The 19,734-nt window shown below is 66.3% G+C and carries 19 protein-coding genes and 1 pseudogene; 12 read left to right on the top strand and 8 right to left on the bottom strand.

All coding sequences use genetic code 11. The features are described 5' to 3' along the window. Window positions 1-307: 307 nt before the first annotated feature. The 3 genes from CLV30_RS00415 to CLV30_RS00405 all read right to left on the bottom strand — a co-directional run bounded on the left by CLV30_RS00415 (window position 308) and on the right by CLV30_RS00405 (window position 3,023). Window positions 308-754: an antitoxin YezG family protein gene (locus CLV30_RS00415; protein WP_106535216.1), complete on the bottom strand. Its 447-nt coding sequence runs from the start codon at window positions 752-754 to the stop codon at window positions 308-310. After that, window positions 751-1,572: a DNA/RNA non-specific endonuclease gene (locus CLV30_RS00410; RefSeq protein WP_165358383.1), complete on the bottom strand. Its 822-nt coding sequence runs from the start codon at window positions 1,570-1,572 to the stop codon at window positions 751-753. Before CLV30_RS00410 ends, CLV30_RS00415 begins: the two co-directional genes overlap by 4 nt. Window positions 1,573-2,162: 590 nt before the next feature. Then, window positions 2,163-3,023, bottom strand: coding sequence for an MBL fold metallo-hydrolase (locus tag CLV30_RS00405; RefSeq protein WP_211299991.1), 861 nt, complete (start codon window positions 3,021-3,023; stop codon window positions 2,163-2,165). A 50-nt stretch (window positions 3,024-3,073) separates the two neighbouring features. On the opposite strand from CLV30_RS00405, the gene CLV30_RS00400 reads away from it, so the two are divergent. After that, the gene (locus CLV30_RS00400; protein WP_106535214.1) at window positions 3,074-3,673 is read left to right on the top strand and encodes a CGNR zinc finger domain-containing protein; all 600 of its coding nucleotides are present in this window, start codon (window positions 3,074-3,076) and stop codon (window positions 3,671-3,673) included. Between the two features lie 249 nt (window positions 3,674-3,922). Here CLV30_RS00400 and CLV30_RS00395 read toward each other — a convergent pair whose 3' ends face one another. Next, on the bottom strand, window positions 3,923-4,930 hold the full coding sequence (locus CLV30_RS00395; protein WP_205740336.1) for a DUF6528 family protein: 1,008 nt from the start codon (window positions 4,928-4,930) through the stop codon (window positions 3,923-3,925). A 187-nt stretch (window positions 4,931-5,117) separates the two neighbouring features. Beyond that, window positions 5,118-5,255: a hypothetical protein gene (locus tag CLV30_RS26840; protein ID WP_211299990.1), complete on the bottom strand. Its 138-nt coding sequence runs from the start codon at window positions 5,253-5,255 to the stop codon at window positions 5,118-5,120. A gap of 19 nt (window positions 5,256-5,274) precedes the next feature. Here CLV30_RS26840 and CLV30_RS00390 point away from each other — a divergent pair, with 19 nt between their 5' ends. From CLV30_RS00390 to CLV30_RS00370, 5 genes and pseudogenes are all read left to right on the top strand, one after another. After that, on the top strand, window positions 5,275-6,246 hold the full coding sequence (locus CLV30_RS00390) for a hypothetical protein (RefSeq protein WP_129710799.1): 972 nt from the start codon (window positions 5,275-5,277) through the stop codon (window positions 6,244-6,246). A 17-nt stretch (window positions 6,247-6,263) separates the two neighbouring features. Then, window positions 6,264-6,617 carry a hypothetical protein gene (locus tag CLV30_RS00385; RefSeq protein WP_129710798.1) on the top strand — a complete coding sequence of 118 codons (354 nt, stop codon included), beginning with the start codon at window positions 6,264-6,266 and terminating at the stop codon, window positions 6,615-6,617. Between the two features lie 32 nt (window positions 6,618-6,649). Next, window positions 6,650-6,921 (top strand): annotated as a pseudogene (locus CLV30_RS27705) (sugar phosphate isomerase family); the annotation flags it as partial. 236 nt (window positions 6,922-7,157) lie between these two features. Then, window positions 7,158-8,033 carry a helix-turn-helix transcriptional regulator gene (locus tag CLV30_RS00375; RefSeq protein ID WP_106535211.1) on the top strand — a complete coding sequence of 292 codons (876 nt, stop codon included), beginning with the start codon at window positions 7,158-7,160 and terminating at the stop codon, window positions 8,031-8,033. Window positions 8,034-8,115: 82 nt separating this feature from the next. Further along, complete coding sequence (locus CLV30_RS00370; RefSeq protein ID WP_106535594.1) at window positions 8,116-9,312, top strand: amidohydrolase family protein; 1,197 nt, start codon at window positions 8,116-8,118, stop codon at window positions 9,310-9,312. Between the two features lie 99 nt (window positions 9,313-9,411). Here the strand turns inward: CLV30_RS00370 and CLV30_RS00365 are convergent, their stop codons facing one another. Beyond that, window positions 9,412-9,720, bottom strand: coding sequence for a putative quinol monooxygenase (locus CLV30_RS00365; protein WP_165358382.1), 309 nt, complete (start codon window positions 9,718-9,720; stop codon window positions 9,412-9,414). Between the two features lie 209 nt (window positions 9,721-9,929). Between CLV30_RS00365 and CLV30_RS00360 the strand changes: the two genes are divergently transcribed. Continuing rightward, complete coding sequence (locus CLV30_RS00360; RefSeq protein ID WP_106535593.1) at window positions 9,930-10,478, top strand: VanZ family protein; 549 nt, start codon at window positions 9,930-9,932, stop codon at window positions 10,476-10,478. A 103-nt stretch (window positions 10,479-10,581) separates the two neighbouring features. Here the strand turns inward: CLV30_RS00360 and CLV30_RS00355 are convergent, their stop codons facing one another. Together CLV30_RS00355 and CLV30_RS00350 are read right to left on the bottom strand one after the other, a co-directional pair. Continuing rightward, a complete protein-coding gene (locus CLV30_RS00355) occupies window positions 10,582-11,532 on the bottom strand; it encodes a glycoside hydrolase family 6 protein (RefSeq protein ID WP_106535209.1) in 951 nt (316 codons plus the stop codon). Then, window positions 11,529-13,829: a glycoside hydrolase family 9 protein gene (locus CLV30_RS00350; protein ID WP_106535208.1), complete on the bottom strand. Its 2,301-nt coding sequence runs from the start codon at window positions 13,827-13,829 to the stop codon at window positions 11,529-11,531. The genes CLV30_RS00355 and CLV30_RS00350 overlap by 4 nt, the downstream gene beginning before the upstream one ends. A gap of 299 nt (window positions 13,830-14,128) precedes the next feature. On the opposite strand from CLV30_RS00350, the gene CLV30_RS00345 reads away from it, so the two are divergent. The 5 genes from CLV30_RS00345 to CLV30_RS00325 all read left to right on the top strand — a co-directional run bounded on the left by CLV30_RS00345 (window position 14,129) and on the right by CLV30_RS00325 (window position 19,668). After that, entirely contained in the window at window positions 14,129-15,415 is a 1,287-nt protein-coding gene (locus CLV30_RS00345) for an extracellular solute-binding protein (RefSeq protein ID WP_106535207.1), read from the top strand. Window positions 15,416-15,581: 166 nt separating this feature from the next. Beyond that, a complete protein-coding gene (locus CLV30_RS00340; protein WP_106535206.1) occupies window positions 15,582-16,454 on the top strand; it encodes a carbohydrate ABC transporter permease in 873 nt (290 codons plus the stop codon). Then, window positions 16,451-17,278, top strand: a complete 828-nt coding sequence (locus tag CLV30_RS00335; RefSeq protein WP_420841944.1) for a carbohydrate ABC transporter permease — start codon at window positions 16,451-16,453, stop codon at window positions 17,276-17,278. The genes CLV30_RS00340 and CLV30_RS00335 overlap by 4 nt, the downstream gene beginning before the upstream one ends. Beyond that, window positions 17,275-18,606: a GH1 family beta-glucosidase gene (locus tag CLV30_RS00330; protein ID WP_106535205.1), complete on the top strand. Its 1,332-nt coding sequence runs from the start codon at window positions 17,275-17,277 to the stop codon at window positions 18,604-18,606. The genes CLV30_RS00335 and CLV30_RS00330 overlap by 4 nt, the downstream gene beginning before the upstream one ends. A gap of 54 nt (window positions 18,607-18,660) precedes the next feature. After that, window positions 18,661-19,668, top strand: a complete 1,008-nt coding sequence (locus CLV30_RS00325) for a LacI family DNA-binding transcriptional regulator (protein ID WP_106535204.1) — start codon at window positions 18,661-18,663, stop codon at window positions 19,666-19,668. The last annotated feature ends 66 nt before the right edge of the window (window positions 19,669-19,734 follow it).

The raw sequence follows: 19,734 nt of genomic DNA, 5'->3' as shown, positions 1-19,734 counted from the left end.
TGGGCCGACTGACGCACGTTGCAACGGCTCGGCGCGTCGTGCTTGTGGTGCGGTTCATGGTGCGAAACGGAGTCAACGAGGGTGGTTCCAGTGCTGTGGTGCGGGCATTGATGCAACCGTTGTTGCTGGTAGTGGCGTTATGAGGTGCCTTCCTGCTCCCTACGGATCAGTAGGTCGGGGTTCGATCTGACGGTGCGTCCGGTTCGCGTCTCCCAGATCCTCGTAAGCCCGCCCCGAGTTGGACTTGGTGGTCTGTGTAGCACCGCCCCGGGCCCGTCCGGCGGTTTCGGTCCTTGTCCGGGCCGGTTTACGGTTGGGTTGCTTGCCGGGCGGGGTGCCATTCGGGTAGTAGCTCTGGGTCGCGTGGGAACTTCTTGTGGTCTTCGAGGAGGAGTTCTGGGTCGGCGTTGCCGCTGCTGGGGGTTTGGTCGTGGATGCCGCCGAATGGTGCGTTCTCGTAGTCGAAGTCGGCTTTGATCTCGCCGTTCTCGTCGATGGTGATCGTGGCGAGGTACCAGGTGCCCTTGCCCGGTTCGTACATGTCGGCGCGTAGTTCTTCGACGGCGTCCAGGCCGTCGAGTTCGAGCACGGCGTCGGTGTCGATGCTGCCGTCTTGTGTTTCGATCTCCAAGCCGGTGTCGGTCATCTCGCCGGCGGCCATCACCTCGAGTTTGAGGAATCGCCACCCGTCGGGTGCGGCGGCGACCATCGCCTGGCCGACAGCGTTGAGCTTGCTGGGATCAGGGATGCTCATTGGCTACCTCCGGGTGGCGTGTTGGGCAGCTTCACGCGGCGGCGCCGCCCATCGATCGTGTAGGTGACGGTGATGGCACTGGATCTTGGTCCTTCGTCGGGGTAGTGCAGGGCGATCTCTACCTCGACAGGTTTGCCGGCGGTGACTGCTTCTCGCCAGGTGTTCTCGATCGTGGCGAACTTCGAGCGGTTGAGGTCTCGGGTCATCGGCGTGAGGTTGAGTTTGTCGCCGATGCCACCAAGCATGTGCGCGATCAGGTGCCCTGCGTCGTCGCCGTCGAGCTTGCCTGCCAGCGTGCGCTGGGCGTACTCGTTGCGCTGGCCCGGCTGCGTGGCCGTGAGTGTCGCATCGACCCTGACGACGCGGCGGTGTTCGTCGGCGGTGTAGACCGTGGTCTCGTCCACCACGAGCACGCTTGCTGCGGGTGGGTTCGCCCGAAGGTCCGCGTCCTTGGGGTCGGTGGAGGAGAGATGGACGACTGGAGGGTGCGCGGCTGCGGGCGCGATGTGATCAACCACGGCGGGTGTGTGGTCGGATGGGCGCTTCAGGGCTGTGAGTTCATCGATCGCCTCGGAGATTGCTCCGGCCACCTCGTCGCCCAGACCGCGGAGCTCGTGCTGCGTGCGAGCCTCGACAGCGTCCAGCTCCTCGAGTGTCGAGGCCTCGGCCGCATGGTACGTGGCGCGCTCGACCAATCGGCGCACGTTCTCGATGTCGCCGCGCACAAAGTCGAGGAGACCGTCGATCTCTTGCGGCACGGTCGCGTCTCGGACCTCGGCCAGTCCTTCGACGGCACCCTCGATCGGCCGGTCACTCATCTCAGCGCTCCGCCCTGTCGTCGCACGCCACAGCGTCTCACGCCTGAAGGTCAGCATGTGACACGGCTTGTGACGTGTGCTTGCCCAACCAGGAGCTCCGGACCGGGGCAGACTGCCGGTATCGGCGGTACGGTCCTGCCCAAGGCAGGTTCCGCGCGCCCAAGCGTCACGGTGTCGTACTAGCGCGCTACCCCAACTTACGGTGCGGAGGACTCACATGAGTCCGTGCCCGACACGGACGGCGCCAACACAGCTCCGGTGGGGGCGTGATGAGCGATGCCCTCAGGACTTCGATGGTCCGATACGCGCGCAGATAGATCATTCTGCCAGCGCCGAGGAATCCGTCGGCGCCGGGTCGGGGGAAGTGTCGATCTGGCGGTAGAAGATGAAGTCGTAGTGGGTCGTGCCGGTCACCGTCGCTGTAGTCGCCGTAGTCGAGAGTGTCGTAGAAGCGCTAGACCAGGTTCTTGTTGTTCTCGCTGGACATGTGGGCTCCTTGCTGGGCCGACGTGCAGGGTGCAAGTCCGTCTGCTCCGTGGGCGCGGCGCGTGCACTGGATCCACGGAGCGATGCGTGCACGGAAGTGGGACTCAGTGGTCGCGGCCCCAGTCGAGGCGGTCGGCCAATCCGGCGTTGGTGAAGGCGGCTTCCAGGTGCTGGCGGCCTTCGGTGAAGTGGGCCCAGCTGTCGTAGTGCACCGGCACCACTCGGCGGGCATCGACGATGCGGCTGGCCTTGGCGGCCTGGGTGCTGTCGAACACGATGGGCTTGCCGTCGAAGAGTATGGCGAAACTGGGCGCACCGGCGAACATGATGGCGGTGTCTACCGGGGCGAAGCGATCGGCGATCTCGCGGACCAGCTCCAAGGAGGCGTTGTCCCCGCTGACGTAGACAGTGGGCAGGCCGTCACCGGTGAGGACGAAGCCGACGACTTGGCCGGCGAACGGTTCGACCTCCTCCCGGGAGCCTGGCCCGTGGATCGCCGGGACGGCAGTGACGGTGACCGTACCTCCTGCAGGGCGGTCGAGCTCGATCGATTCCCAATCGGCCAAGCCGCGGGCCTTGTCTCCGAGGCGCTGCCCGCCGCCGGTGGTGGTGAGGGTGAGCGGCACGTCGGCCAGCAGGGCGCGACCGGAGTCGTCGAGGTTGTCGGCGTGCTCGTCGTGGGAGAGCAGCACAACGTCAACCCGGCCGAGGTCGGCCGGGTCGCCCTCCGACGGGGTTGTCTTGGTCAGCAGCGGCCCGTTGGGCACCTGGTAGTCGCCGGGGGCGTCGAAGGTCGGGTCGGTCAGGAAGCGCAGGCCGCCGTACTCGAACAGAGCGGTCGGGCCGCCGAAGACCCGGATGGGAAAGGGCGCGGTGGCTGCAGCGGAAGCTGGCACGATAAGTCCTCTCACGGATAGATTGTCGCAAACCGTGATACCACGATAGGTGGCATCACGCATGATCACAAATCAATCCGTGAACATCACGGCTTATCTGATCGTGTACCATGAGTTCTATGGAGGAGTTCGTGTCTGTTGAGCGTGGCCTGCCGCCCGCGCCAGGAGAGGATCAGTACCTCTCCCTGGCGCTGGCCAACAGCTCCCTCGCGCTGCCCGGCGGGTACTCCATCGACCTGCTTGGCAGCCCCGGCGCATCGAACGAATGGTTGTCCGAACGCGACCTCGCGCCGGTCGAAAGCGACATGCAGGAGATGTGCGCGAGCCAGCTCCGGTCCCTGCGGGAGCAGGTCAGAGCGCTGTTCTCCGCACGTGTGGCCGGTCTGCCCGCGCTGCCCGCTGCTCTGTCCGCGATCAACGACGCGCTGACGAGGGTGCCGACCGCCCCGCTGCTGCACTGGGACGAAAAGACGGGTCCCTACCGTGCGGTGCCGCACCCCACCTCACAGGTCGTCGACCACGCCCTGGCAACGCTTGCCGCCGACGCCGCCGACCTGGTCGTCGGACCCGACTCCGAACGTCTCACCGCTTGCGGATCGAGCCCCTGCAACCGGTTCTTTCTCCGGCGCGGCCGCCGACACTGGTGCTCCACCCGCTGTGGTGACCGCGCCCGCGCCGCCCGCGCCTACACCCGCCGTACGCAGCACAAAACGGACTGATCGGCCCTGCGCTGGGCCTCGGGAGCCGGATCTTCAGGGCCCTCTTGGGGCGGCCTCGGATCATGTCGAGCCAAGCCGGCCGGGCTCGTGCTGGCCCGGGCCGGCGGAGATCGATGCTCGCGGTCACGTACGGCCCGGCATCCGTGACCGGCTGAGCACTGTCGGAGACTTGACGCCGATCGGTACCGCGAGCACTGCGAAGCGTGGGACGACGTGTTCTTCGACCGATCGATGCTGCGCAGCATCCAGTTATGAGCGAGCCGGATCGACCCACCAACGCGCCTTGTAGATCTGCGAGTCCGGCAGCGTCCGCGACTCGGTCGGCTGGTGCATCCGTACGGTCGCAGTGCACCAGCTGCAGCCGGTGCCCTCCTCCGGCGCTGCGGTCAGCACCTGGCCCGTGGCCGGGTTGGTGGTCACCGACTTGACGCCGTAGCTGTCGATCGTCTCGGCACCTGGGTAGTCGTCGTGGAACACCCCGGTGCGGACGTCGAGCTGATAAACGTGGCTGCCGCTGCTGACCCACAGCCGGTTGTCGTCGCCCGGCACGGGCTGCAGGTCGTGGCCCCACGGCGTGGGCAGCTCGTAGCGGGTGGTCGCGGTCAGCGTCGGCTCCGCAGGCGGGCCGCCCACGGTGAGGCCGACGACCTCGTAGTCGCCGACGGCCCACAGCAGCTCCCGATCTGCGTCCCAGACGACACCGTGCGCCCCCGGGAAGTCGAACTGCGTGTACGTCGTGGACCGAGCCCCCTGCGACGCGGTGTAGACCCGTACCCAGGCGCCGGTGCTCGCCGCCACCGCGACGTTGCCGTCGGGCAGGACCTCCATGCTGTGCGCGTTCGCCCCTCGCCCGACGTCCGCGGCCCAATACGAGCCGTTGCCTGACGGGTACGGCACCATCGCCGCCAGGCCGTACGAGTCGGTGGTCAGCAGGTAACGCCGACCCTGGAAATGGCGCAGCTTCGCCTCGTCAGGCAGTCCCCAGTTGTCGACCAGACCGTCGAAGCCTTCGTCGAGTGTCGGTTGCCAGGCCCACTTCACGGCCCGGGAGCCATGCTCGGCGTCCCAGTCCTGCTTGCCCGCGTCCAGCACCAGAATCTGGTCGCGGGCCTGATCCGTGACGACGATGTCACAGCAGCCCTCGCTTCCCGGCGCAGCGTTGCCGGGCGAGGCCGTCGTGGCGATAGACGTCATGGTTGTGGCGGCCGTCAGGGCGAGTCCGGCGGCCAGTGGCCAGAGAGTACGGGTGAGACGCACGGTTCCTCCACGGTCGGCGTGATTCGTGTGATTCCACCAATGCCTGGCGAACGTCGGACTCCTGCCTGGCGAACGTTCTTGACACGGCGCGGGACCCCTCGGTAAACGTCGACGCGAACGGTTGCCAACGGCTCGAAGCGGGTGACCCGCACGCAGGTGTGGCCGGGCACGGCCGATGCAGCCGACATCAGCCCGCCCGCGGGCGATACTGGTACCGTCGCAGGACGAGCCCGCTGCGTCCGGCCGTGCACGACGCGTCCAGTTCCAGCAGGTCGACGCTCACGCTGGTCTCGAGCCCTCGACCTGACGTAGTGCCGTTGTTCAACTGATCGCAGGGGCACAGTATGGGCAGAACTGTTTTCGGCGTGTTCCATCACGCGCGTCCCGGCTTGCGACTGTTCGCCTGCGTCATCTGTTTCGGCCTGGCAGGGCTGATCTGGTCGCTGCCACGGCTGCGGATCCGTCGCCTGCGTCGAGCCGCGAGATGCCGGACATGTTGGACTCATCAGCGCGTGCGTAACGTTGCGGTATTCGCGGTCGCGGCGCTGTTGGTGGCGGGGTCCCTGGCCCGGCTGCAGACCGTGCTGGCGCCCCAGATCAGGTGCCACAGCCACGTCACTGCGGAGGGCGACGTGCGTCCGGAACCCAAGCTGAACATCTCGCCTCCGCCGTGGTGGGCGGCCACGCGGAGTTTCCTGGTTGCTCCTATCAGTGGCGTGGGCGTTCTGGCCGGGTGGGCGCAGGGCATGGAGTCGTGCTCGGGCCCAACTCTGCTGGTGATGTTCTGGCCGCCGCCGCGCATCAGCGGCGGGGGGACGACGCTCGGGGACGTTTTCGTGGCGTGGATGCCTCCCAATGGTCCGACGCATGGGTACCTGAGTGAGGATGTCTATGGCATCACGGACGAGGGTTGGTACTTTCGCTACGGGCCGAACATCTCCGAGGACCGGGTGAACGAGGCCGAGCTCGGCTTCCACGAATCACGGCACGTGGATCAGTGGGCCGTGGGCACTCTAGTGGCGGGACCGTTCGCGTTCCCGCCGGCGTACTTCATCGATGGCACGTTCTTTCCAGGCTCACGGAACCACTTCGAACGGCACGCCGGTCTGCTCCGCGGTGGATACGCACCGGTTGACGACAACTGGCCCGCCCCGCTGTGGCCGCAGACAGCGGGACTCGTCGCCCTGGCCGTGCTGATTTGGAGGCGGCGCCTGAGGTGGCTGATCCGCGTCGCAGTTGGTGGTCGCTCGCAGGTACGCGTGCACGCTCCAGGTCGCTGCCCGGTCCACACGACGGGCTGGCGACCGTTGCGCTAAGCGGGTCATTGCGCTGTGTGGCCACCGTCGAGCGGGTCTGCACGCGTGTACTTGCAGAGGTGTACGAGCGGCGGCATCCACGAACAAACGCGACTGTGGATCAGCTGCTCGAACGTCACGTGCGGGAGAACAAACTCGAGCCGAGCACGGAGGGGACGTACCGGGGTTATCTGACGAAGCATGTGCTGCCGTTCATCGGCAAGGAGAAGGTCGGCAAGATCGACGCGGAGATCCTCGACTCGCTGTACTACGAGATGCGTCGTTGCCGGGCGCATCAGTGTCGTCCGCTCGGTGAGTCGACTATCCGGCAGGTTCACATGATTCTCAGTGGGCGTTCCGGCGTGCTCGGCGGTGGAAGTGGATCAGTGTGAATCCGGCGTCGACGGCGGAGTCGCCGGCTCCTCCGGACGCGATACCCGCGGTGGGCGGTGCGATGGATTTGGCGGTCGGCGCTAAGCAGGTCTTCGTGACGATGTCGCTGTTCACAAAGGGGGCGAGGCAAAGCTCGTCGAAGCGTGTACGTACCCACTCACGGCGTTACGCTGTGTGAACCGGATTTACACCGACGTCGCGAAATTCGAACTCACCGAGCAGGCGATCATCGTCCGTGAGACCTGGGGAATTTCGTACGCCGAGATATGCGCGCGCGTCGATGTGCCCCTGATGCACGGCTGAGACACAACGGCATGCGCCGCGGTAGCGTGGCTGGAGGCTTTTGGCAGCAGAATCGTCGTTCTCGGACAATCCGGGACATGCCGGTGGACGTGAGCGTGACGTGCCTGGGTAGGTATCCGTTCGTCCGTCAAGACACTGCCTGTGACGCGATATTTGCGGCAGCGGACCGCCGTGAAGCCTGGGGGACTCGCCAACGCCCCTCGTGACGCGCGCGAGCGGGAACTACCGTCGAGTGCATGGATCATCGGGCTGAGTTGCGTGGGTTCCTGTCGTCGCGGCGGGCTCGGCTGTCTCCGGACGAAGCCGGCGTGCCGGTGTTCACCGGGTCCCGGCGGGTACCCGGGTTGCGCCGCGAAGAAGTCGCTCATCTTGCCGGAATCAGCGTGGACTACTACACGCGTGTGGAAAGGGGAAAGATCGCCGGGGTCTCCGAAGAGGTTCTCGAGTCGGTCGCCCGGGCACTGCGGTTGGATGACATCGAACACGATCATCTACTGCACCTGGTGCGCTCGATGCGCGGCAGCCACGTCGTCCGACGCTCGCACCGAGCCGAGCCGCAAGTCCGGCCGGAGACGCAACGTGTGCTGGACTCCATCGCGCTGCCTGCGCTGATCCAGAACGCCCGCTTGGACATCCTGGCCGCCAACCGGATCGGGTGGGCGGTCTACCCGTACGCAAGGGAGGTCGGGTCCGGCACGTTCAACCACCTGAAGTTCCAGCTACTGGACCCGCGGGCACGGAACTTCTACCGGGACTGGGAACTGACCACGAAGAACGCGGTCGCCTTGTTGCGGGCCGCGGCGGGACGCGACCCCGAGGACGAGAGCATCAGCCAGCTCGTCGGCGAATTGTCCACCCACAGCGAGCGTTTCCGGCAGCTGTGGGCCTCCTCGCATGACGTGCTGGGTTTCCGCAGGGGTGTCAAGAGGTACCGGCACCCGCTGGTGGGCGAGATCGATTTCGATCTCGCGTCGTTCGACCTGGCCGGCGAGCCTGGGTTGGTCATGCTGGTCTACTCGGTCCAGCCGGGCTCGCCCAGCGCTGATGCGCTGCAGATCCTGGCAAACTGGAGCGCTTCGAGCCCTGCGGGGTTCTGCCCAGCCGGGTCCTGACAGACCCTGCCTGGCGGCGTCGCGACCGCCTAGCGTGCGGGAGACAGCCCTCGAGACGGCCACGAACGCGCTGGGAGTGAAGATGCCGACAACGCTGGTCAACGCCCGAATTTTCGATGGCAGCGCGGTGCGGCGAGAACGATCACTCACCATGGACGACGGAGTGATCACAGCGATCGGGGCCGAGGCGGCAGCGCTCGACACGGTCGTCGACGCCGGTGGGGGAACAGTGCTGCCCGGTTTGATCGACAGCCACGTCCACACCACCGTTGCGGAGTTGGGCACCGCGCTGCGGTTCGGGGTCACTACCGCGCTCGAGATGCAGGGGTTCTGGACCGCCGAGGAGCGCGCTGCCGTCGCCGCCGACCCTCGGGTCGCCGACCTCAGAGTCGCTCTCACCGGACTCATGGCGAAGGATGGGCACCCCAGTCAGCTCATCAAGGCTCACAACAACCTTGCCGGCGACGGGTGGTCGATGCCCTCGGCGTCCACACCCGACGAGGCCGCGGCGCTGGTCGCGGCACAGGTGGCCGACGGTGCGGACTACATCAAAGTCATGATCGAAGAGGGCACGGTTCTGGGTCACCCAGGTCTTCCGGTGATGACGACCGACACGCTCCGTGCTGGCGTCGACCAGGCCCACCATCTGAACAAGAAGGTCATCGCGCACGCGATGACCGTCAGGGCCACAGAGCAAGCGCTCGAGATCGGCGTCGACGGATTGGCCCACCTCTTCGTCGATCAGGCGGCCACCTCACGAGTCGTGAGTTCATTGGTCGATGCCGGTGTATTCGTCACCCCCTGCCTGGTGATGAACTCATCGACGGTGGGATACGACGCTTCCGCGCTGGCCGCGGATTCTCGAGTCCGGTCACGGCTCAACCATGAGTGGCTCGACGCGCTCGGCAGCAGCTTCAACTCCTACCCCGAAGGCCGGCTTGCCGACGTCTTCGAAAGCGTGGCCGCGCTCCACGAAGCCGGAGTTCCGATCCTGGCCGGTACGGACGCATCCCCGTTGAAGCACGGCGGAATCGTCCACGGAGCGAGCGTTCATCACGAGTTGCAGCTGCTCGTCGAGGCCGGCCTCAGCCCCACAGACGCCCTGCGCTCCGCGACGCAGATCCCTGCGGAACGGTTCGGTCTCGCGGACCGTGGGCGTATCGAGGCCGGCAAACGAGCCGACATCCTCCTCGTCGGAGGCGATCCCACCGCGCACGTCTCCGACACCCTCGATCTTCGCGGCATCTGGCGTGCCGGCATGCGTCTGGAATGTTCCTAGACGATTACCGCTGATCCGGGCAGGATCAGCAGCGGACGGATATTCCGGGCCGGGCTGGCAGGGGCGGCGTCGACGCAGTCCAGCCCGGACGATGGGTGTTCAGGCTCGGGGGTCTCTCTCATTGAGCGCGTCGAACTTGCGCACTTCGTTTCGCATGTGCGGGCCCCACTTGGCGAAGAGCGCCTGGACCTCCGGTTCGGCGAGGTGTCGGTCGAGCGCCTCCTGGGACGCCCATTGCTCGAGGACCGTGACGGTTCCGGCCGCCGCGTCTTCCACGCAGAACGAGATCAGCACGTTGCCCGGGTTCGCCGCAGCGATCGGGTACGTCGCCTGTGCCTCGGCGACGAACGTCTCGACGTCGCTGGCGGGGACGGAGACCCTGCCGGCAACGATGAGTGCTGTCCGCACAGACGGTTGCGTGTCGGCGGCGGTGGCCGCCTCATCCTGAGGTAGATCCATGTTCGTTCTCATCCTGGGTGTCCTGGTGCAGAGCCCGTCGAGCCTGTTGTGCACGCTATCCCCTGACGTTGGCGTCAGGGGCAAGGTGAGCATCTTCAGGGATCGGATCGGCTCGATGTCGGCTGATGCGTGTCGAGGGCAGTGGGATCATGTGCCTCGTGATCACCAACGTCCTGATCGAAAACTCGACGCTGGTGCCGGTGGTATTCGTCCTGATCGCCGTTGCCTGCGTCGGAGTCGGCTACCTCATCCTGCGCACCCGCCGGCACGGGAACCGGGCCCTGTGGATTCTCGTGTTGCTGTCCGTGCTGCCGGTCGCCGTGCTGCCCCTTGTCCCGACCTCGACCGGGGGAGACGGCATCACCTGTACGATCCAGTTCCACATGCCCACACCGGGTAGCGTCGAACTTCTGGCCAACGCAGCCCTGTTCCTTCCCCCGGTCTTCTTCGCCACGCTGGCCACCCGGCGACGACTGCTGATGCTTGCAGCCGGTGCTGTACTGTCCGGTGCGATCGAAGCGCTCCAGGCGGTGGTGCCCGCTATCGGACGTGCCTGCGACACCAACGACTGGACGATGAACACTGTCGGCGCCGCCCTCGCCGTCCTCTTGGCCACCGCAACAATCGCGCTCGCCGACCGCACGGCTGTCCGGAAGGCCGAACGTGTCAGCGCTGATCCACCACCTGGCAACCATCCTCAACCGTGACCGGGTACCCGGGCCAGACCGCGCCGGTCCTCGAAGGTGGGCGGGCCATGCTGACGACTGGGCCGGGTCACCCGGCAGGGACCCGGGGACCCGGCCCAGTGGATCAGGTGTTTTCGATCAGCCGGATGGCGAGCTCAGGATCGAACTGCCCTGCGGGTGTGTTCGGGGCGATGCCGCACTCGCCGTCCGAGTTACCGGGTGTCTTGATCCACAGCAGCATCTCGGCTCCTCCGCCGACTTGCGGCGGGACGCCGAGCTTGCGTCCTGCGGGATTACACCATTCACCGTTCGACCCGTTGCCGTTGCGACTGGTGTCCACCACGAACCGGGCCGAGTGGCCGAGGGCGGCGTTGACCGAGTTCGCGTAGCTCACCGACGAATCGGTCGTGTAGTAGTTCGACACGTTGACCGAGAATCCACGAGCGTTGTGCACACCCGCGGCGTCCAGCCTGTCCGCCATCGTCGAGGGCGCCACCCATCCGGCGTTGCCGCCGTCGAGATACACCCACGTGTTGGGTGCCTTCTCCGCGAACTTCTCGGTGGCGTACCTGAGCATGTCGAGGCGTTCCTGAATGGCCGTATCGTCCATGCAGGCGAAGTCGCCGAGCGCATCCGGTTCGACGATGACCACGGCGGGCCGGTCGCCGATCCCGGCCGCGAAGCTCGCGATCCACACCCGGTAGGCACCGACGCTGCCCGCACCGCCACCCGAATGCCCACCGCACGCATCCCGGCCGGGGAGGTTGTAGGCGACCAGTACCGGCAGCTTGTCGTGACTGTGGGCCTTGCCGACGTGGTCGGCGACGACGCCACCGATGTCGCTGGAGTTCCCGAACCAGCGTGCGATCGGCCGGGAACCGATCTCCTCCTGGATGCGCGCGGCACGCGAGTCGTCTGGGTTGTTCCGGGCCCATGTGGCGGGTGAGGAGTCGGGATCGACGTAGAAGCCGTCCGTCTGGTCGATCGGGCTGGCAGCAGCGATCGGGGTGACCGAAACCGTCAACAAGGTGAGTAGGGGGAACACAATCGTCGCACGACGAATCATCCGCTTCATGTGGATTCACCTTTCTTCACTGCTGGGTTCCGCGGGCCCCGGCGCTGTGCCGCCCGTTCGTCTCCCGTGGGGCGCCACGGCGGGCGGTTCGCAACGGAGTCGGCGAACGCCGCCACCCAGGCGAGGGACGAGTTCCAGTTGATGGCCACTTCGTTGGTCGACCACGAACCGATGTCGTCGATGTAGCAGGTGGCCGGGGCGCAGCCGCGTAGGTTCTGCTGCGCCACCGGATCCTGCAGGCCCGAGTTGGGCCCGCCCGCCATGGCGCCGGGCGGCGGGGTGGGAAGTGAGGGGTCGATCTGGTTGGCCCAGTACCGGTGGTGCTGGTTGTGGCTGGCCCGCTCGCCGTAGCCACTGATGAACGACTGGTTCAGGGCGTTCCGGCCGAGCAGGTAGTCCATCGACTCCAGCACGGCGTTGCGGTAAGAACGCTTGCGGGTCAGGTCGTAGGCCGTCGCCATGATCACCATGCTGGTCGTGGTGGCACTGTTCGAGCCCCACGCGTAGGCGCCGTCCTCCGGCATCGAGGGATTGGGGTAGCCCTGGGCCCGCAGGTTACGCACGTACTCGTCGGCGACCCCGAGGACCCGCTTGCGCGCGGCGAGGTAATCCCGCAGCGGGAAGCGGGACGGCAGCCGGACGATGGTCAGGTCGGCCAGGCCACCGGTCTCCTTCCAGAAGAAGCCTTCCTTCGTGAGTTCGGTGTCGACGAAACGCAGATAGTCACGCTCGCTGGTAGTGGCGTACAGCTCCGCGGCGGCCCAGGACGTTTCGTCGCGGATGTCGGTGTCGTCGTAGGGGCCGCCGCCGTCGCTCTCCGGGGGAGCATGGCGATCAGGGTGCTCGAGTGCCGCGTTCCACGCTGTCTCGGCCGCAGCGTGGCAGCGATCGGCGAACTCCCGGTCTCGGAACCGCCAGATCCGTGCGCACTGGGCGCCTACGGCGGCCAGGTTCAGCGTGGCGGCGGTGGACGGCGGGTGGAGGTAGCGCGGCTGGGGGTCCTCGTGGGGCAGGGTCGGGAGCGGGGTCCAGTCCGCGTCGTGGATCTTGTGGTGCACCATGCCGGCCAGCGGTTCCCCCTCGGGTACTTGCATACGCAGCAGGAATTCCACCTCCCAGCGCGCCTCGTCGAGGATGTCGGGGACGCTGTTGTCCTGCTCGGGAATCCGCAGCAGGCCGTCGCGCACTCCCTCGAAGTCACGGTTCCGGAGGGAACGCTCGTAGAGGTCCATCAGTTGCCACGCGGCCAGCGCACCATTCACCACGTACTTGCCGTGGTCGCCCGCGTCGTACCAGCCGCCGCGCACGTCGAGGGTGTAGTCGCAGGTTCCGGGAAGGCAGGGGACGTCGGTGTCGCCCGTGTTGGGTGCGACCCCGAGATGTCCCGCGGGCCGTGCGTAGTCAGTGCCGACGTACTTCGACTCGATCGGCACCCCGCTACGGCTGTGGTAGAAGTACGCCAGCGCGTCCCGGCGTAGCGTGTCGTACGGATTGTCCAGGATGTCGAAGGGCGTGCTCACCTCGCCATCAACCCACAGCGTGTAATCGCTTCCAGCCTCGCGGATCCGGGAGAAGTCGGCGATGTGCACGTGGTCGCCGGACATGGAGTCGTCCCCATGCACTCGGGTACGGCCCCTCGCGACGATCGTCCCGTCACCGTCCCGCACGTTCCACGGCACCGGCCGCGTCGACGAGTCGACAATGGACGCCCGCTTCGGCCCCGAGGTGAGGTAACCGTGCTGGTTGACCCGCACGGGGGTGCCGAAGTCCCTGCCACCGCCGGGTGGGATCACCCCACCGGTCAGTGACACGTCGTCCACGCAGAAGGTGTACGGCTGCGGCGCACCGCCCATCTGAAAGGACAGCTGGGCGTGCCTGGTCGCGACGGTCGAGGTGCCGGTGAACTCGAAGGTCCGCGGTTTGTCGGTCAGCGTCACCTGCCCGTCGAGCGTGCCGGTGTGCGGCTCGTGCGCAAGCTGGACGGCCGTGCGGATGGTGACGTTCACCGAGGCAGAGGCGGTGAAGCGCAGAGTGTAGGGCTGGTCGGCCTCCAACGGGATGTCGTTCTGGCCAATCATCGAGTCCCAGGGGTTCACGGTTCCGGCGGGGACGTCGGCGCAAAGCTGCCCGTCCTCGACCCGGGACGGCGTGTTGCCGCTACTCCACCATGGACTCTTCGCACCGTCGAAGGTGCCGTTGAGTACCCGCTCGTAGCCGTCAGCATGCGCGGGAATGGCCAGTCCGGCCACAAGTACGAGGGAAAGGCCGGCCGACGCCAGCCTGAGGGGGACGGACATACCGGGCCTCTCTGGTAGCAGGTTCCGGCCTGCCGCAGCGTCAGTGGTCCGACATAGTCACAGCGCTGGCTCGGCGTGTCAATGGTTTCACTCGATCCAACTCCCTTGGGGTTGTCCTCTTCACAGGACAGGGGCGACGGGTTAGTGTGCGCTGTAAGCGCTTCCAATTCCTTGTGAACGAAGTGTGCCAACACCGGCACTCGCCGCAGCGTCGCAGCAGGTGAACGGTGTTTTAGGTAGTCCCGACCTGCGATCTTGCCTTGTTATCGCTTCCGGGACGGCGAGACTGGAGGTACTACATGCCTGTCCGACTGAGGCGGACGCTGCTCGCGACCGCGCTCGCCGGAGCGCTGGCGGCAACCAGCGCCTGCGGCGGGGAAACCGGAGACTCGGCGGGGTCAGGGAAGACAACCCTGGTCATCAAGACTTTCAGCCAGTTCGGCTACGAGCAGCTCTTCGCGGAGTATGAGGCGTCACATCCGAACATTTCGATCGAGGAGGAGAACATCGGCAGTTTGGGCGATTACCTGCCCAAACTGCAGCAGTGGATCGCGACCGGCGAGGGCGCGGGCGACGTGGTCGCACTGGAGGAGGGCATCCTCAGCCAGTTCATGGCCAACCCGCAGCACTTCGTGAACCTGTTCGACCACGGGGCCGCCGAACTGGAAACCAACTTCCTGGACTGGAAGTGGCGGCAGGCACTGACCTCGGACGGCAACAAGCTCATCGGCCTGGGTACCGACATCGGGGCTCAGGGCATGTGTTATCGAACCGACTTGTTCGCCGAGGCCGGGCTGCCAACCGATCGGAAGGCGGTCGGCGAGCTCTGGCCGACGTGGGAGGAGTATCTCGCCACTGGCGAACGCTTCCTCGCCGCGGACACCGGCGCCCACTTCTTCGACTCCTCGAACGGCATCTACCAGAACATCCTGATGCAGCAGGGCGACCACACCTACTACGACACCAGTAACAATCTGGTGATCGACAGCAACCCGGCCGTCCGCACCGCATGGGACATGACTGTCGACATGGTCGAAGCCGGACTCTCAGCCAACATCGAACCATGGAGTCCGCAGTGGAACGCGGGGTTCAAGAACGGTACGTTCGCGACGATCCCGTGCCCTTCGTGGATGCTCGGCACGATCGAGGAGCAGTCCGGTCCGGAGAACGCCGACAAGTGGGACGTCGCTCGGGTACCCGGTGACGGTGCCGTACGTGGTGGGTCGTTCCTCGCCGTGCCCACGCAGAGCGAGCACCAGGCGGAGGCGGCCGAGCTGGTGAAGTTCCTGACCAGCCCCGAGGGTCAGATCGCGGCATTCAAGTCGAAGAACAACTTCCCTTCCTCGCCACAAGCCATCGACGACCCGGCAGTGCAGAACTTCACCAACGACTACTTCAACGATGCGCCGGTCGGGAAGATCTTCGGAGAGAGTGCGAAGGCGCTCCAGCCCGTGTACCTCGGCCCGGACAACAATCCGATCGGTGACAGGGTCAGCAACGCACTGGTCGCTGTGGAGCAGGACAAGCTCAGCCCGGACGAGGCATGGAAGAAGGCGGTCGAGGACGCCAAACGCCTGGTGAACTGACTGGGGGCCGGTGGGGCGCGGCGCACCGAGAAGCCGCGCCCCATCTGATATTCACAAAGGACATACGTTGGTGACTGATCTGCGGCCTAGAACGGCCGAACGTACCGGGAAGAACAGCGATGTCACGCCGCCGCCACGGCGCCGGCTCGGTGACTTCCTCGGCAGGATGGACGCGAAGTGGTCGCCGTACCTCTTCGTCGCTCCCTTCTTCGTGATCTTCGGAATATTCGGACTCTTCCCACTCGGCTACACCGCATGGGTCTCCCTGCACAAGTGGAGCATGGGTGGATCGGGCACGTTCATCGGCTTCGAGAACTACGTCGAGTTGTTCGACGATCCCGACTTCTGGAACGCGACGATCAACACGCTGGGCATGCTCGTACTGGCCACGGTCCCGCAGCTGCTGATCGCGCTGGTCCTGGCCAGCCTGCTGAACCACGGGCTGCGCGGGCTCACCATCCTCCGGGTGGGCGTGCTGCTCCCGATCGTGACCTCGGTCGCCGCGGTCGGCATCGTGTTCAGCCAGATCTACGCCCGGGACGTCGGCATGGTCAACGGAATGCTCGGCCTGATCGGCGTGGACGCGGTGGATTGGCGCGCGGACAAATGGTCCTCGTGGATCGCGATCTCCACCATGGTCAACTGGCGCTGGACCGGCTACAACGCCTTGATCTATCTGGCCGCCATGCAGTCGATTCCCCGGGACCTGTACGAGGCGGCCACCGTCGACGGTGCTTCCCGGATCAGGCAGTTCTGGAATATCACCGTCCCGATGATCCGGCCGGCGATCATTTTCACGGTCATCATGTCCACCATCGCGGGGATGCAGCTGTTCACCGAACCACTGATCTTCGGCCAGGGCAGCTACGCCATCTCCGGCGGCAGCCTGCGCCAGTTCCAGACCCTGTCGATGTACATGTTCGAGAAGGCCTTCCGAGACTTCGAATACGGGTACGGCTCGGCCGTGGCGTGGATGATCTTCGTCCTGATCATGCTCCTCGCCCTGATCAACTTCCTCATCATGCGAAAGGGGAAATAGCCGTGCGCAGATCCCCCGTGCTGGTCTACTGCACCCTGATCGCAGCGATCGCATTCTCGGCCTTCCCGCTGTACTGGCTGTTCGTGGTGGCCACCCGGACCAACGACGTGGTCGGCGACTGGCCACCACCGCTGCTGCCGGGCGACAACCTTGGTGACAACATCGCCCGGTTGTTCGCGGCCGAGCAGGCCAACTTCCTCACCGGGTTGATCAATTCGTCGATCGCCTCGGTGGTCGTCACGGTTTCGGTGGTGTTCTTCAGCTCGCTCGCCGGGTTCGCCTTCGCCAAGCTGAAGTTCCGCGGCCGCAACGCCCTGCTGGTGATCATCCTGGCCACCATGATGATCCCGGTCCAGATGGGGATCATCCCGCTGTACATGATCATGGTGGAACTCGGCTGGCAGAACGAACTGCAAGCGGTCATCGTGCCGTTCCTGGTCTCCGCGTTCGGGGTGTTCCTGATGCGGCAGTACGCCGAGCGTGCGGTTCCGGACGAGTTGCTCGAGGCCGCGCGAGTGGACGGCTGCAACACCTTCCGGATCTACTGGACCGTGGTGCTGCCCGCACTGCGGCCGGGCGCCGCGGTCCTCGGCCTGTTCACCTTCATGGCCACCTGGAACGAGTTCCTGTGGCCGCTGGCTGTGCTCGAGGCGGACAACCCGACCGTGCAGTTCTCCCTCAGGCAGCTGTCCACCACCTACTACACCGACTACACGCTGATGTTCACCGGAGCACTCGTCGCCACTCTGCCGCTGCTGCTCGTCTTCATCATGTTCGGCAAGCAGATCGTCGGAGGCATCATGGAAGGAGCTGTCAAAGCGTGACCACCTTCGAGCCCGGCATTCTCTGGGGCGCGGCGACGTCGAGCTACCAGATCGAGGGTGCGGTCGCCGAGGACGGGCGTGGACCGTCCATCTGGGACACCTTCGCCGCCACACCGGGAGCAGTGGACAACGGCGACACCGGTGCGGTCGCGGCCGACCACTACCACCGCTACCGCGAGGACGTGGCGCTGATGGCCGATCTCGGGCTGGAAGCGTACCGCTTCTCGATCGCCTGGCCTCGGGTCCAGCCGGCCGGTTCCGGGCCGATCAACCAGCGCGGACTCGACTTCTACCGACGATTGGCCGATGCCCTGCTGGAACACGGAATTCAGCCGTGGCCGACGCTCTACCACTGGGATCTCCCGCAACCACTCGAGGACGCGGGTGGGTGGCCCGCGCGGGACACCGCCGCCCGGTTCGCCGAGTATGCGGCTGCCGTGCACGAAGCCCTCGCCGACCGGGTCAGCCGATGGACCACCCTGAACGAACCGTGGTGCTCGGCCTTCCTCGGCTACGCGAGCGGCAGGCACGCCCCCGGGCGCAGGGAACCCGTCGCGGCTCTGCGCGCCGCGCACCATTTGCTCCTGGGCCACGGGCTCGCCGCGCAGGCGATGCGCGAGACTCCGGTCGGTATCACGCTCAACCTCACCCAGGTATCCCCGCACACCGAATCCTTGGCCGACCGGGACGCCGTGCGGCGCATCGACGGCATGCAGAACCGGTTCTTCCTCGACCCGCTGCTGCACGCCGCCTACCCCGAGGACGTGCGGGCGGACCTGGCCGGTGTCTCCGCCCTGGAGCACGTCCGGGATGGCGACCTGAAGACCATCGCCGCGCCGCTGGACTTCCTGGGCGTCAACTACTACTCGCCCATGGTGGTCACCAGCGAGAGCGAACCCGGCGGGCCCAAGGCCTCGCCGTACGTCGGCTCGCCGCACGTGGCCATGCGAGACAAGGGACGGCCACGGACCACCATGGGTTGGGAGATCGACGAGCACGGGCTGCTGGAACTGCTGCTTCGGCTGCGCCGCGACTACCCGGCGCAATCGTTGTACGTGACCGAGAACGGCGCGGCCTTCGACGAGCCGGTGCACGACGCAGGGCGGATCTCGTACCTGGAGGGTCATCTGCGAGCCTGCGCCGAGGCGATCCACCGGGGTGTTCCGTTACACGGGTACTTCGTCTGGTCCCTGCTGGACAACTTCGAGTGGGCCTTCGGTTACGCGCAGCGGTTCGGGATCGTGCACGTCGACTACGCCACGCAGCGGCGCACGTTGAAGGACAGCGCCCGGTGGTATGCGGACATGATCGCCAGGGGCGGACTGTGAGCGCTTACAAGTTGCTATGCTCGGACGGGTACGCTGCGAAACAGGGGGTCGGTAATGACGAAGAGTGACCGGCCACCCACACTCGAGGAGGTAGCCCAACGTGCCGGACTCTCCACCGGCACCGTCTCCCGGGTGATCAACAACGCCCAGCACGTCAGCAAGAAGGCGCGGCAGGCGGTCGAGCGGGCGATCGACGAACTCGGCTATATTCCGAACACATCGGCTCGCTCACTGGCCACCCAGCGTAGGGGCGCGGTCGTACTCGCGATCTCCAGCGATGATCCGGCGCTGTTCGCCAACCTGTTCTTCGCCGAGGTGATCACCGGCGTGAACGCCGTGATCGAGGAGACCGACCTCGAATTGCTGCTGGTGCTGGCGGCCTCCGAGCGCGGCCGCGAGCGGCTCACCCGCATCCTGCAGTCCCGGGGTGCCGACGGGGTCATGCTGCTGGCCTTGCGAGAGAACGATCCGCTGTCCACGATGGCCGAGGACGCCGGTGTTCCGGTCGTGCACGGCGGGCGTCCGCTGGACCGGACGCCGCAGTGGTACGTGGACGCGGACAACCGGGGCGGTGCGCGCCAGGCCGTGGAGTACCTGATCGCGCAGGGCAGGCGGAACATCGGAACCGTGACGGGCCCGCTGGACATGCATGTCGGTGTCTCCCGCTACCTCGGCTTTCGTGAGGCGATGGCGCTGGCCAGTCTTTCCGACACCCGGGTGGCGAACGGCGATTTCAGCGAAGGCAGCGGAGCGAAGGGGATGGCGCAGCTGCTCGACGAGCATCCCGACCTGGACGCGGTCTTCGTCGCCTCCGACGCCATGGCAGCCGGCGCGCTGACCGTGCTGCGCGACCGTGGTCACGAGGTGCCCGGCGAGATCGCGGTCGTCGGGTTCAACGACATCGTGACGGCGCAACACACCCAACCGGCGCTCACCACGGTCCGCCAGCCCATCGAGGCACTCGGGCAAGAGATGACCCGGGTGCTCGTCCGGCTCATCGACGGCGAGCGGCCGACCCCGCTGATTCTCCCCACCGAGCTCGTCATCCGGGACTCGGCCTGACGGCTGTCCGATGAGGCACAGCACGTTCAGCGTCCACGGGGCCAGTGCCGGGGTCGCCCTTCCGTG

It is taken from the genome of Haloactinopolyspora alba, from assembly GCF_003014555.1.
Lineage (GTDB): Bacteria > Actinomycetota > Actinomycetes > Jiangellales > Jiangellaceae > Haloactinopolyspora > Haloactinopolyspora alba.
Note: the sequence above shows the minus strand (reverse complement) of the source record. Positions and strands in the feature narration are given on the sequence as shown.

What these genes read in the sequence shown, in the direction of transcription:
- CLV30_RS00325 (WP_106535204.1), top strand. Translation starts at nt 18,661, where the DNA reads ATGACGAAGAGTGACCGGCCACCCACACTCGAGGAGGTAGCCCAACGT.
- CLV30_RS00355 (WP_106535209.1), bottom strand. Translation starts at nt 11,532, where the DNA reads ATGAAGCGGATGATTCGTCGTGCGACGATTGTGTTCCCCCTACTCACC.
- CLV30_RS00390 (WP_129710799.1), top strand. Translation starts at nt 5,275, where the DNA reads ATGGGCAGAACTGTTTTCGGCGTGTTCCATCACGCGCGTCCCGGCTTG.
- CLV30_RS00375 (WP_106535211.1), top strand. Translation starts at nt 7,158, where the DNA reads ATGGATCATCGGGCTGAGTTGCGTGGGTTCCTGTCGTCGCGGCGGGCT.
- CLV30_RS00350 (WP_106535208.1), bottom strand. Translation starts at nt 13,829, where the DNA reads ATGTCCGTCCCCCTCAGGCTGGCGTCGGCCGGCCTTTCCCTCGTACTT.
- CLV30_RS00370 (WP_106535594.1), top strand. Translation starts at nt 8,116, where the DNA reads ATGCCGACAACGCTGGTCAACGCCCGAATTTTCGATGGCAGCGCGGTG.
- CLV30_RS00340 (WP_106535206.1), top strand. Translation starts at nt 15,582, where the DNA reads ATGGACGCGAAGTGGTCGCCGTACCTCTTCGTCGCTCCCTTCTTCGTG.
- CLV30_RS00345 (WP_106535207.1), top strand. Translation starts at nt 14,129, where the DNA reads ATGCCTGTCCGACTGAGGCGGACGCTGCTCGCGACCGCGCTCGCCGGA.
- CLV30_RS00400 (WP_106535214.1), top strand. Translation starts at nt 3,074, where the DNA reads ATGGAGGAGTTCGTGTCTGTTGAGCGTGGCCTGCCGCCCGCGCCAGGA.
- CLV30_RS00410 (WP_165358383.1), bottom strand. Translation starts at nt 1,572, where the DNA reads ATGAGTGACCGGCCGATCGAGGGTGCCGTCGAAGGACTGGCCGAGGTC.
- CLV30_RS00415 (WP_106535216.1), bottom strand. Translation starts at nt 754, where the DNA reads ATGAGCATCCCTGATCCCAGCAAGCTCAACGCTGTCGGCCAGGCGATG.